Source organism: Streptomyces sp. NPDC052701 (assembly GCF_040678355.1).
Classification (GTDB): domain Bacteria; phylum Actinomycetota; class Actinomycetes; order Streptomycetales; family Streptomycetaceae; genus Streptomyces.
On record NZ_JBFATO010000028.1, the window covers coordinates 38,337 to 51,525 of the forward strand.

Consider the following 13,189-nt stretch of genomic DNA (forward strand, 5'->3'; position numbering starts at 1 on the left):
CGGGCCGTGCCCCTCGTCGGCGGCGAGGCGGCTCCGGCCGGTTCCCGAAGGGACCGGCGCGGCTCAGGACAGCTCCACCAGGAGATCGCCGCCCTCGACCTGCTGGACGGGGTGGACGGCCAGCCTGGCCACCCTGCCGGCCTTCGCGGTGGTGATCGCGGCCTCCATCTTCATCGCCTCGATGGTGGCCACCGTGGCGCCGGCGGCCACCTCGTCGCCCTCGGCGACCGCGAGGGTCACCACGCCGGCGAACGGCGCGGCGACGTGGCCCGGGTTCGCCCGGTCGGCCTTCTCCGTGGCGGGCACGTCCGAGGCCGCCGCCCTGTCGCGGACCTGGATCGGCCGCAGCTGGCCGTTGAGCGACGCCATCACGGTGCGCATGCCGCGCTCGTCCGCGTCGCCGACGGCCTGCAGCTCGATCAGCAGCCGCACGCCGGGGTCGAGATCGACGGCGTACTCCTTGCCCGGGCGCAGCCCGTAGAAGAAGTCCTTGCTGTCCAGCACGGAGGTGTCGCCGTAGGTGTCGCGGTGCGTCTCGAACTCGCGCGCCGGGCCGGGGAACAGCAGCCGGTTGAGCGTCGCCCGCCGGTCCTCGGCCAGGCCCTCGCGGTCGGCGGCGGTCAGTTCCCGCGCCGGCCCGGCCTCCGCGCGGCCCCGCAGCGCCTTGCTGCGGAACGGCTCGGGCCAGCCGCCGGGCGGGGTGCCCAGCTCACCGCGCAGGAACCCGACGACGGAGTCGGGGATGTCGAACCGGTCCGGATCCGCCTCGAAGTCCTTCGGGGACACGCCGGCCCCGACCAGGTGGAGCGCCAGGTCACCGACCACCTTCGACGAGGGGGTGACCTTCACCAGGCGGCCGAGCATCCGGTCGGCGGCGGCGTACATCGTCTCGATCTCCTCGAAGCGGTCGCCCAGGCCGAGCGCGATCGCCTGGGTGCGCAGGTTGGAGAGCTGGCCGCCGGGGATCTCGTGGTGGTAGACGCGGCCGGTGGGCGAGGCCAGACCCGCCTCGAAGGGCGCGTACACCTTGCGGACGCTCTCCCAGTACGGTTCCAGGTCGCCGACGGCCTTCAGGTCCAGGCCGGTGGGGCGGTCGGAGTGGTCGGTCGCCGCCACGATCGCCGACAGGGACGGCTGCGAGGTGGTGCCCGCCATCGAGGCCACCGCCCCGTCCACCGCGTCCGCCCCGGCCTGGACCGCGGCGAGGTAGGTGGCGAGCTGGCCGCCGGCGGTGTCGTGGGTGTGGAGGTGGACCGGGAGGTCGAACTCCCGGCGCAGGGCCGCCACCAGTGTCGCCGCGGCCGGTGCCCGCAGCAGGCCCGCCATGTCCTTCACGGCCAGGACGTGGGCGCCGGCGGCCACGATCCGCTCGGCCAGACGCAGGTAGTAGTCCAGGGTGTAGAGCCGCTCGGACGGGTCGGACAGGTCGGCGGTGTAGCACAGGGCCACCTCCGCGACGGCCGTTCCGGTCTCCCGTACGGCGTCGATGGCCGGACGCATCTGGTCGACGTCGTTGAGGGCGTCGAAGATGCGGAAGACGTCGATGCCGGTGGCCGCCGCCTCCTGGACGAAGGCGTCGGTCACCTCCGTCGGGTAGGGCGTGTAGCCGACGGTGTTGCGGCCGCGCAGCAGCATCTGCAGGCAGATGTTGGGCACGGCCTCCCGCAGGGCGGCCAGGCGCTCCCACGGGTCCTCGGCGAGGAAGCGCAGGGCGACGTCGTAGGTGGCGCCGCCCCAGCACTCCAGGGACAGCAGCCCGGGCAGGGTGCGCGCCACGACCGGGGCGACGGCGAGCATGTCCTTGGTGCGGACCCGGGTGGCCAGCAGCGACTGGTGGGCGTCGCGGAAGGTGGTGTCGGTGACGCCGATGGCCGGTGACGCGCGCAGCCAGCGGGCGAAGCCCTCGGGGCCGAGTTCGGCGAGCCGCTGCCGGGAGCCGGCCGGCGGCTCGCCGGCCGGCAGTGGGGGCAGCTTGGTCAGCGGGTCGATCAGGTCGGGGCGCTCGCCGTGCGGCTTGTTCACCGTGACGTCGGCGAGGTAGGTCAGCAGTTTCGTGCCGCGGTCGGCGGAGTGGCGCGCGGTGAGCAGCTGCGGGCGCTGCTCGATGAACGACGTGGTCACCCGGCCGGCCTGGAAGTCCGGGTCGTCGAGCACGGCCTGCAGGAAGGGGATGTTGGTGGCCACGCCGCGGATGCGGAACTCGGCCAGGGCACGCCGGGCCCGGTTGACCGCGGTGGTGAAGTCCCGTCCCCGGCAGGTGAGTTTGACCAGCATCGAGTCGAAGTGCGCGCTGATCTCCGTGCCGGCGTGGGTGGTGCCGCCGTCGAGGCGGATGCCCGAGCCGCCGGGTGAGCGGTAGGCGCTGATCCGGCCGGTGTCCGGGCGGAAGCCGTTGGCCGGGTCCTCGGTGGTGATGCGGCACTGCAGCGCGGCGCCCCGCAACGTGACGGACTCCTGCGACAGCCCGAGGTCGGCCAGGGTCTCGCCGGCGGCGATGCGCATCTGCGCCTGGACGAGGTCGACGTCGGTGACCTCCTCGGTGACCGTGTGCTCCACCTGGATGCGCGGGTTCATCTCGATGAAGACGTGGTTGCCGTCGCGGTCCAGCAGGAACTCCACGGTGCCCGCGTTGCGGTAGCCGATCCGCCGGGCGAACCTCACCGCGTCGGCGCAGATGCGCTCGCGCAGCACGGGGTCGAGGCCGGGTGCGGGCGCCAGCTCGATCACCTTCTGGTGGCGGCGCTGCACCGAGCAGTCCCGCTCGAACAGGTGGATGACCTCGCCCCGCCCGTCGGCGAGGATCTGCACCTCGATGTGGCGCGGGTCGACGACGGCCTTCTCCAGGAACACGGTGGCGTCGCCGAAGGCGGACGCCGCCTCCCGGGAGGCCGCCTCGACGGCCTCCCGCAGCCGGGCGGGGTCCGTCACGCGGCGCATGCCGCGCCCTCCGCCGCCCGCCACCGCCTTGACGAACACGGGGAAGCCGATGTCCTGGGCGGCTCGCACGAGTTCGTCGACGTCGGTGGAGGGCGCCGAGGAACCCAGTACCGGGACGCCGGCCTCGCGGGCGGCGGCCACCGCGCGCGCCTTGTTCCCGGTCAGCTCCAGGATGTGCGCGCTCGGCCCGACGAAGGTGATCCCCGCCTCCTCGCAGGCCCGCGCCAGGTCGGGGTTCTCCGACAGGAACCCGTAGCCGGGGTAGACGGCGTCCGCTCCCGCCCGGCGCGCCGCGCGGACGATCTCCTCCACCGACAGGTAGGCCCGCACCGGGTGCCCGGGGCTGCCGATCTCGTAGGCCTCGTCCGCCTTCAGCCGGTGCAGCGAGTTGCGGTCCTCGTGGGGGAAGACGGCGACCGTGCGCGCGCCCAGCTCGTAGCCTGCGCGGAACGCGCGAATCGCGATCTCGCCGCGGTTGGCGACCAGCACCTTGCGGAACATGCTCGATCCCTTCAGCCTGCCGGTGACGGAGCACCCATGGTGTCGGCGCCACCCCTGTCACGCCATGTGAGCCCGGCCACTTGCGCGGGTGCCGGCCCGTTTCTCCCTCCCCCGGGCCGCCGCCGGCCGCGCGGGAGGCCCGGGCGCGGCGGTGCGGCCGGTGCCCTCGGCCGGTGAACCGGCCGGTCCGTGACAGAACCGTGGAACAGCTGGAACACAGGTGCGGTGCAGTGCCGTTCGGTCTGGGTATCTCCATCGGATCCGGGGGCGCCGGACAGGACCGATGCGACGGGGGCGGAGCACGTGAGAAGAGAGGTGTGGAGCGGCAGCGCCGGGATCGGGGCGGCCGACGCGGTGTTCGAGCTGATGAGACGGCTCGTCGACGGCTTCCGGGACAACCCCCCGGTGACACCGCTGGTGGTCCTGCAGGCCGCCGAGGAGGATCCGGCCGGGACGCTCGACCGGCGGGTCGCGCAGATCGTGGAGTTCGTCCGCCAGGGCCATCAGCCGCGGGGGCTGATGGCCAAGCGGCTGGACGGCTCGGGCGGTGCGGACGCGTACTCCTGCGCGATCGACATGGTGCGCCAGTTGTGCGAGCACCCCTGGGACAACCAGAACCACTCGCAGTACAAGCCGTTCGCCTTCCCGCGCTCGCGGCTGCTGCGGGCGATCGAGCAGGCCGCGCCGGAGGTCGGCGGTGAGGTGACCACGGTGTGGTCCGCCGCGCAGCGCCGCGAACGGCTGATGCGGCGGCTGGCCGAGCTGCGGTGGCGCCCGGAGCGCGACCCGGACGGCGCCGGCGGGACGAGCCGTGCCTCGGCGCTGGCGGACACCCTCGGCACGGTGGTGAACCCGTCCGGTTTCGTGGGGGCGATGTTCATCGCCTGCCTGAGCGTGCTGCTGGGCGAGGGCGGCTGGCGGACGGCCGTGTGGGGCGGGGCGCTGGCGCTGGTGGCGTTCGGCGCGGCGCACCTGCTGGCGCGCAGCGCGCCGCCGCTGCTGTGGCTGCGCAGGGCCAGCCGGTGGTTCGCGACCACCACGTTCCTGGCGCCCGCGAGCGACCGGCCGGAGGCCGCCGAGTGGTCCCGGTGGCGGCCGGCGAAGTCGTGGGAGACCATCCGCGGCCGGGCCTTCGCCGTCGCCCAGCAGGTGGTCGCCGCCCGGGCGGGCGATGCGACGGCCCGTCAGTTCCACGTGGAGCTGCGGGTGCTGGCCCTGCTGGAGGACCTGCGCGAGAACTTCCGGCCGAGGACCGCGGACCTGCGCCGCCGCAAGCGCACGGTTCCCCCCGTGGTGTACCTGCCGTGTGCCACCGAGGACGACGGCGGCCTGCTGCTGCTGCGGGCCATCAGCGACGTGCGCAGCCGCCGCAGTGAGGTGGATCCGCTGCTGGTGCTCGCCGCCGTCCCGGCGGCCGAGCGGCTGCGGCCGCCGGGCTCCGAGGACCCCGGACGGCCCGCCGCGCCCCGGCCCGACGGGCCGGAGGAGGATCCGCAGCGGGCGTTCGGGGCGGACGTCAGGTACCGCGAGTGGGTGACCAACCTCAACGCGGGCCAGTCCCCCGGCCGGGCGGCGGCGCTGCCGTGGATCCTGCGCATACCGCTGCCCGCCGACGAGTTGCGCCGCCCGCACTCCGCGCAGCACTCCACCACCAGGATCCGCCGTACGGCCGTCTGGCTGCTGTGGTCCCGGCCCTGTCTTGCGGTGGTGCTCGCCATCGCCCTCGGTGTCGGCTTCCTCGGCAACCGGTGGATGGCCCAGCGGTACTGCGAGGGCCGGCTGCTGGGCTCCAACACGGACTCGGTCCTGATGGACGACCAGTGCGTGGGCGTCGCCACCGGGAACGTACGGCTGGCCGCGGGCAACGACCTGGAGCTGTACGGGGCCGGCGAAGGGGTCACCTTCGACGCCGTCGAGAGGGCGATCAGGGCCGAGAACGCGAGGATCGGCCCGGAGGACAAGTACGTGACGATCGTCTACGCCGGCGCGGTCACCGCGGCGGACCGGGGCCGCACCCGCAAGGGGCTGGAGGAGATCACGGGCGTCTACCTCTACCAGCGCTACACCAACGTCAGCACCCACCAGCCGACGAAGATAAGGGTGCTGCTCGCCAACGCGGGCGAGAACATGTTCCACACCCTGCCCATGGCCCACCGCATCGCGGACCTGGCCCGGCGCGACCGGTCCGTCGTCGGCGTCGTCGGCATGGGGCGCGACACCACGGAGAGCGACGACGCCGGCGAGATCCTCAAGGGTGCGGGCCTGCCCGTGGTGAGCACCACCAACTCGGGCAGCCACCTGGCGCGGCGGCTGTCGAACTGGTTCGGCCTGGCCGCCACCGACGAGGAGCAGGCGGACGCGCTGCTCGTCGTCGCCGGGCAGCTCGCCCGGAAGGAGCGCGGCGCGCGGGCCGTGGTGCTCTCCCGCAAGGTCGGCAGCGAGAAGGACTTCTACACCACCGAGCAGGCCCGGGTGGGCAAGCGCATGCTGGGCCGGGCCGGCTTCACCCTGCTGCCCGCCCGGACCTACCGGCTGAGCCCCAGCGGTGAACCGGAACTCACCACCCCGGTCGAGGCGATCTGCGCGAGCGACCCCGTGCCCAGGGCCCTGTACTTCGCGGGCCGGGTGGAGGACGTGCCCAACCTGATGTCCCAGCTCGGCTCCACCCCGGGCTGCTCGGGCCGGAACATCACCCTGTTCACCGGCGACGACCTGACGAAGAACAACTACGACGAGGGCGAGGGCCTGCGCATCCCGCCGGAGGTCACCCTCTACCACTCCGCGCTGGCGCCGATGGACCTCGTCGGCGCGACCGGCTTCTACGCGGACGCCCACCGCGCGCTGACCGGGCTGCTCCCCGAGGGCGCGCGGCCGGCCGCGCTCGCCGATCCCGCCCGGCCCTGGGAGGACGCGCTGTTCTCCAGCGGCCAGACGGTCATGGCGTACAGCGCCACCGCGGTGCTGTACCGGGCCTCGAAGAACGGCGACGCCCCGCAGACGGCCCCGGAGACCTGGGCCGACCTGCGCCGGCGCCCCAACCCGAACCTGCCGGTGGGCACGGTCAGCTTCGCCGGCGGCCAGCCGTATGCCGACCAGAAAGGACACGGCTACGCGATCGTGCGGGTGACCTACCGGGGCCACCGGGTGCGCTCGGCGACGGTGTGCGGGCGCCCGGCGGGCAGCGTCGAGCCGCTCACCGCGCCTCCGGGGCCCGAGGGCGCCGACCCGCACACCGTGTGCCGCACCGGGTGAGCCGGTGCGGGCCGGAACCACCGCGCTCCGGCACCACGGCCCTCAGCCGGCCGCTCGGGCGACCCGGATCGCGGCGATGTCGAACTGCAGGCGCACCTTCTCGCTCACCATCGCGCCTCCCTCGGCCAGCCGGCTGTCGTAGGTCAGGCCCCATTCGGAGCGGTTGATGGTCGTGGTGCCGTCGAAGCCGGCGCGCTCGTCGCCGAAGGCGTCCACGACGTGGCCGATGTAGGTCAGCTCCAGCACGACGGGGCGCGTGATCCCCTTGATGGTGAGGTCACCGGTCATCCGGTACAGGTCGTTGCCGGCGAATTCCACGGCGGTGCTGGTGAAGCGCATGCGGGGATAACGCGCGACGTCCAGGAAGTCGCGCCCCGTCAGGTGGGCGTCGCGCTGCTCCACACCTGTGTCGACACTGGCGGTGGACACCACGATCTCCGCCTGCGACCGGGCCGGATTCCGGCCGTCGAAGTAGAGGCGGCTCTGGTATTCCGAAAAGCAACCGCGCACCGTGGTCACCATGGCGTGCCGGACGGAGAAACCGATCCGGCTGTGTGCGGGATCGATGACCCATTCTCCGGTCAGCGCGGCCAGCGCGGGGTCCGGCAGGACGGCGGCGGCCGACGAGCCGGCGGGGAACTCGGGTGCAGCGGCCGGCACATGGCGACGGGAGGACGAAGCGCGACTGAACAGGTTCATGTTTCATCTAGTTACTCGACGGACAATGAGAGCCGCAAGTCCGCGCCGGAACGGATTTCCGCGAATTCCCCGAAGCCGACCGCAACGCCGCCACCGCGCGACCGACACACACAGCTCCCGCACACAAATACCGCAGAAAAACCAGACGGCAGCCGGGTGTCCGACGGAGAAGTCCGGCCGGCAATCGCACGCCCGAATTCCACGATTCATTCCGGACAAAAATCCGGATATGCCGACCCGGGACGGGCCGGCCGGCCGCACGGCCGCCCGTGGGCGCCGACCGGGCCGGGCGGGCGGACGGCCGGGGCGCCGCGGCCCTCGGCGATCCCGGCGGGACGCCCGGTCGTGGTGGCTCACCGGGGCCGCGGCCCGGGCCGGCCGACGGCACCGGCCCGGTCGGTGACGGCCTCCGGGAGGGCGTCCTCGCGGGGGCCGTCGGTGCGCGACTCGATCGCCCGCAGGACGGCCACCATGTCCTGGTCGCCGTACCCCAGCGACACCGTCTCCTCGAACAGGGCGTGACAGACGTCGAGCAGCGGGGAGGCCAGACCGTTCCCGCGGGCGGCCCCGGCGATCAGCCGGTTGTTCTTCAGGACGTCCCGGACGGCGGCCTGCGCCGCGAAGTCGCCGGCCAGCAGCTTGGGCGCCTTCATCCGGGACACCCCGCTGGCCATGGGACCCGCGTCCAGGACGTCCAGGAACAGCTTCCGGTCCAGCCCGTGCCGTTCGGCGAAGTGGAACGCCTCGGCGAAGCCGGTGACGAGCGTGATCAGGAACAGGTTCACCGACAGCTTCGTCAGCAGGGCGTCGGGCGCCGGGCCGCACACGAACGTCTCGTGGCACAGGGGCGCGAGCAACGGCCGCACGCGCGCCACCGCCTCGTCCTCCCCGGCGAGCATCGCCACCAGGCGGCCCTGCTCCGCCGGGACCCGGGATCCGGAGACGGGGGCTTCGACGTAGTGTCCGCCCGCCGCGCGGACGTCGGCCTCCAGGGCGCGGGAGTGCCCGGGGGAGACCGTGCCCATCTGGACCACGACCCGTCCGGCGACCCGCGGCGCGAAGTCCGCGGTGCCCCGCCCCAGGACGGCGTCGGTGGCGGGTTCGTCGGCCGTCATGAGCAGCACCACCTCGGCGCGCTCGAAGACCTCGGCGGGGCCCTGCGCCACGTGGGCGCCGGCCGCGCGGAGCGGCTCGGCCCGGGCGGCCGTGCGGTTCCAGACGACCAGGGGCGTCCGGGAGCGGGCCAGTCTGAGCGCCATCGGCTGTCCCATGATCCCGAGACCGATGAATCCGACGTCCATGATGTACCGCCCGTGTGCAGGGGTCCGCCGCCGGAGCGACGCTTCTATGACGACGGTCATAGTAGCCGTGCCCATGACGGTGGTCATAGGGTGAGGCGGGGACCGACGCACGACACGGGAAGGCGGGCGAGGATGGCCGGGGCCGGACGGGGTCCGCGGGAACGGATGGTGTTCAGCGCCGCGCAGCTCATCCGCCGTGACGGGGTCGTGGCCACGGGGATGCGGGACGTCGCCGCCCACGCCGAGGCGCCGAGGGGCTCGCTCCAGCACTACTTTCCCGGCGGCAAGGAGCAGCTCGTCAACGAAGCGGTGCACTGGGCCGGCCGCTACGCCGCAGGGCGCGTCGCACGGTTCCTGGCGGGCATGGCCGAGCCGACGCCCGGCGGCCTGTTCGCCGCGATGGCACGGCAGTGGGTCGACGAGTACGAGGCCGCCGGCTTCGCCCGCGGCTGTCCGGTCGCCGCGGCGACCGTGGACTGCGCCGAGTCCACCGCCTCGACCCGGGAGGCCTCCGCCGCCGCCTTCGCCGCCTGGTCCGGTGCCGTCGAGGAGGCCCTGACGGGCATGGGGGTGCCGCCGGAGCGGGCCGGGCCGCTCGCGACGCTGATGATCAGTTCCCTGGAGGGCGCGATCCTGCTCGCCCGCGCCGAGCGGGACGTGCGTCCCCTGACGACGGTCGTGCACGAGCTCGGCCCCCTGCTCGACGGCGCCGCGACCGGGAGGTGAGGGGCCGGGGCGGGCGTACGGGGGCCGCCCGGGCCGTGCGCGGGGCGAGCACCCACCGGCCCGGCCGGTCCGCGGTGGTCCGGCCCGGGAGGCTTGGGAACACCGCCTCGTACGGCGCGCGGAGCGGAGTCCCGGCCTTCCGAGGCGGATCCCCCCGCGCCGGCCGGGGCGCCCGGCACGCGCTCGTCCGCGGCGGCGGGATCGGCGGGCCGGCTCAGAACGCGTAGCGGATCCGCAGCCAGGGCGCGCGGGCGGCGACCAGGTCGCGCAGGGCGGCGAGCGCCTCCGCCTTGACCTGGTTGCGGTAGCGGACGTTGAGGGCCCCGTTCTCGGAACGCTTGGCCTGCTGCAGGCCGGGCTGCCACAGCACCTGCTCGGCCCGGGGGTGCCAGCCCAGGTTCACCCGGTGCAGGTCCCGGTTGTGCGTGAGCATGATGACCTCGGCGGCGGCCTGCTCCTTGACCCGGTGCGGAAGGACGTCGTCGAGGTGGGTCAGCAGGTCCGCCCAGGCCTCCCGCCAGCCCGGGCGCACGACGACCGGGGACAGGTTGAACTGGACCTCGTAACCGGCGTCGAGGAAGTCGGCCGCGGCGGCGATGCGGTCGGCGACGGGCGAGGTGCGGATGTCCAGCAGCCGGGAGTCGTCCGCCGGCATCACGGAGAACCTGATGCGGGTGCGGCCGCGCGGGTCGAGCCGCAGCAGGTCACGGTTGACGAACTTGGTGGCGAAGGACGCCTTGGCGGTCGGCCACTGCCGGAAGGCGTGCACCAGGTCGGCGGTGTTGTCGCAGATCAGCGCATCCACCGAGCAGTCGCCGTTTTCCCCGATGTCGTAGACCCACGCCTGGGGGTCGCACTGGTTGGGCTCGGTCTTGGGGCCCTGCCGGGCGATGTGGCGGCCCAGGTGGGCGATGATCCGGTCGATGTTGGTGAAGACGGTGACGGGGTTGGCGTACCCCTTGCGGCGCGGCACGTAGCAGTAGGCGCAGGCCATGGCGCAGCCGTTGGAAGGGCTCGGGGCGATCCAGTCCGCCGACCGGCCGTTGGGACGGGTGGTCAGGGACTTCTTCTCGCCCAGCACCACGGTCTCGCCCTTGATCCGGGCCCAGCGTTCGACGTTGCCCTCGTTGCCGTGCAGCCCGGGGACCCGCCAGTGCGAGTCGACCTCGATGACGCGGGCGCCGGGGAAGCGGGCGATGACCTGGCGTCCGCGCGGTGAGAGGGCGGCGGCGGGCTCCGCGTAGATCTCCCGCACGGGGAGCAGACGGCGTGCCTCGGGGCTGTCGCGGCCGGGCGCGGCGTCCCCGGGCGCGGGAGGGGGAGGCGCGGAGGTGAGCGCGTCGAGGCCGAAGAGGGTGTCGGAGCCGTCGTCCGGGGCGGTGGACGGGTGGGGCATGGGTGCTCCGCGGTGGTGCGGCGGCCGCGGTGTGGTGCGGCTGGACAGGTGGCGGGCCGCGGCGGGCGCGGCCGGACCGGTGGCCGGGGCCGGCCGGACCGGACGGGTCCGGACCGGACCGGGCCGGACCGTTCCACTGTACGCATTTCAGACGTGCGTCCGCGCAAGGGCCGGGCGCGGGCGGGGGCGGGGCGTGCGCCTCGGAGCGGGCCGCCCTCAGGTCTGCAGGAGCTGCTCCGTCCAGATCGTCTTGCCGCCGGGCGTGTACCGGCTCCCCCACCGGCGGGCCAGCTGCGCGACCAGGAACAGCCCCCGGCCGCCCTCGTCGGAGAGGCGGGCACGACGCAGGTAGGGTTGCGACTGGCTGGGGTCGGAGACCTCGCAGACGAGGCGGTGGTCCAGGATCAGGCGCAGGCCGATGGGGCCCCCGGCGTACCGGACGGCGTTGGTGACCAGTTCGCTGACGAGGAGTTCGGTGGTGAAGCCGAGTTCCTCCAGACCCCAGTGGGCCAGCTGGGCGGCGGTCAGGGCACGGGCACGGGCGACCACCTCGGGTTCGGCGGGCAGCTGCCAGAAGGCCGTGTGCTCGGGCGGCACCTGGCCGACGCGCGCCAGCAGCGCGGCGATGTCCTCCTCGCGTGGCTCCGCGCGCAGGCAGGACAGGACGCGGTCCGCGACCTCGGTCAGGGGCCGCCGGGCGCGCGCGGCGGCCCGGGCGGCGGCGTGGACGTGCCGCAGGTCGCGCTCGGTGTCCCGGCCGCGCCGGGTGAGCGGTCCGCTGTGCAGGGCGAGCACGTCACCCGGCTGGAGGTGCAGTTCCACCGGTTCGAAGGGCTCGGCACCGGTGCCCAGCGGCGGTCCCGGCCGGAGCGTGATCTCCTCCGGCGTGCCGTGCTCCCTCCTGACCAGCACGGGGGGCGGATGCCCGGCGCTGGCGACCAGGCACCGGCGGGTGACGGGGTCGTAGACGGCGTACAGGCAGGTGGCCCCCTTCAGGGAGCCGGCGACCGACGCGGGGCGGGGCGGTTCGTCCTCGGTGATGCGGGTGACCAGGTCGTCCAGATGGCCCAGCAGCTCCTCGGGGGGCGGGTCGAGGTCGGCCAGGGTCTGCACGGCCGAGCGCAGCCGGCCCGTCGCGCCGGCGGCGTTGACCCCCTGCCCGCGGACCTTGCCCACCACCAGGGCCGCGCGGGTTCCGGACAGCCGGATCACGTCGTACCAGCCGCCGCCGATCCCGGCCGCGGTGCTCGCCGGTGCGTACGTGCCGGAGGTCTCCGCCGCGGTCAGGTGCACCGCCGCGGGCGGCAGCAGGCTGCGCTGGAGGGCTTCGGCGGTGCACCGCTCGCCGGTGAAGCGGCGCGCGTTGTCCAGGCCCAGGGCCAGCCGGGAGCCGATCAGCTCGGTCAGGGAGGCGTCGGCCCGGTCGAACGGGACGCGCTCGGCGCACCGCCACAGCGCGACGGCGCCCAGCACGGCGCCGCGGGCCTGCAGCGGGAAGACCAGCAGCGACGTGGCCCCCGGGGGCAGCATCAGCCGGCGCCGCCCGGGATCGCCGGCCAGTTCCGCGCGCAGGTGGCCGAGGTCCGGCAGTACCCCGGCGGAGCCCCGGCGCAGGTGCTCGGCCTCGACGTCCCCGAGCACCACCGTCTCCCCCAGCCCGTGGACCTCCTGCGGCCACGGGCCCGTCGCGGTGGCGACGGCGACGCGCCGCATCGGCGTGCCCGGGGTGTACTCGCCGATCTCCCGTCCGGACAGCGTGCCCTCGGTCAGGTCGACCGCCGCCAGGTCGGCGAAGACCGGGACCAGGAGGTCGACGGCCTCCTTGGCGTTGCGCACCACGTCCAGTGAGCCGCCGATGCGCACGGCTGCCGCGTGCAGCAGGTCCAGCCGCTGCTGCACACGCGGGTCGGTGACCACCAGTCCGCCGCCGGACATCGTCACCCGCATCCCGAAGGCGTCCTCGAACTCGGTTCCCGGTGCGGGAAGCAGCCGGACGAGGAAACGCGCCTCGCCGCCCTCGGCGAACGCCGACACGCTCATGTCCACGTGGACCCGTCCGCCGCCCGGCCGGCGCAGCACCGCGCGCCGGCCGCCGGGCCGTCCGCGCTCGGCCGCCTCGGCGGGTCCCGCCCACACGGACGGGTCGTCGAAGAGCGACGCGAGGTTCAGCCCGAGCAGTCCGGCGGCCGGGCCGCCCAGCAGCTCGAGCGCGGGCCGGGTGCACGCCAGGACCGACCAGGCGGCGTCCAGCACCAGCTCCGCGGGCTGCCCCCAGCCCGCCGGCCCGGTCCGCAGTCCCTCGTCGCGGCCGGTCATAGGCCTCCCCTGACGCCGTCGGCACGGTGCGCTCCACTTCTTCTCAGGAGAAGACCCCGCC

The 13,189-nt window shown here is 74.4% G+C and carries 7 protein-coding genes; 2 read left to right on the forward strand and 5 right to left on the reverse strand.

What is annotated here, in order from left to right:
- Positions 1 to 63: 63 nt before the first annotated feature.
- Positions 64 to 3,438 (reverse strand): pyruvate carboxylase, encoded by a 3,375-nt coding sequence (locus tag AB0L29_RS26085; protein ID WP_365830189.1) that lies wholly within the window; start codon positions 3,436 to 3,438, stop codon positions 64 to 66.
- Between the two features lie 303 nt (positions 3,439 to 3,741).
- On the opposite strand from AB0L29_RS26085, the gene AB0L29_RS26090 reads away from it, so the two are divergent.
- Positions 3,742 to 6,690, forward strand: coding sequence for a hypothetical protein (locus tag AB0L29_RS26090; protein WP_365830190.1), 2,949 nt, complete (start codon positions 3,742 to 3,744; stop codon positions 6,688 to 6,690).
- A gap of 42 nt (positions 6,691 to 6,732) precedes the next feature.
- Here AB0L29_RS26090 and AB0L29_RS26095 read toward each other — a convergent pair whose 3' ends face one another.
- Both AB0L29_RS26095 and AB0L29_RS26100 read right to left on the reverse strand, forming a co-directional pair.
- The gene (locus AB0L29_RS26095) at positions 6,733 to 7,389 is read right to left on the reverse strand and encodes a YceI family protein (protein ID WP_365830191.1); all 657 of its coding nucleotides are present in this window, start codon (positions 7,387 to 7,389) and stop codon (positions 6,733 to 6,735) included.
- Positions 7,390 to 7,742: 353 nt separating this feature from the next.
- Positions 7,743 to 8,690, reverse strand: a complete 948-nt coding sequence (locus AB0L29_RS26100; RefSeq protein ID WP_365830192.1) for an NAD(P)-dependent oxidoreductase — start codon at positions 8,688 to 8,690, stop codon at positions 7,743 to 7,745.
- 132 nt (positions 8,691 to 8,822) lie between these two features.
- Between AB0L29_RS26100 and AB0L29_RS26105 the strand changes: the two genes are divergently transcribed.
- Positions 8,823 to 9,416: a TetR/AcrR family transcriptional regulator gene (locus AB0L29_RS26105; protein ID WP_365830193.1), complete on the forward strand. Its 594-nt coding sequence runs from the start codon at positions 8,823 to 8,825 to the stop codon at positions 9,414 to 9,416.
- Positions 9,417 to 9,630: 214 nt separating this feature from the next.
- Here the strand turns inward: AB0L29_RS26105 and AB0L29_RS26110 are convergent, their stop codons facing one another.
- Both AB0L29_RS26110 and AB0L29_RS26115 read right to left on the reverse strand, forming a co-directional pair.
- On the reverse strand, positions 9,631 to 10,812 hold the full coding sequence (locus AB0L29_RS26110) for a spore photoproduct lyase family protein (protein ID WP_365830194.1): 1,182 nt from the start codon (positions 10,810 to 10,812) through the stop codon (positions 9,631 to 9,633).
- Positions 10,813 to 11,028: 216 nt separating this feature from the next.
- Entirely contained in the window at positions 11,029 to 13,128 is a 2,100-nt protein-coding gene (locus tag AB0L29_RS26115) for a SpoIIE family protein phosphatase (RefSeq protein ID WP_365830195.1), read from the reverse strand.
- Positions 13,129 to 13,189: the final 61 nt, after the last annotated feature.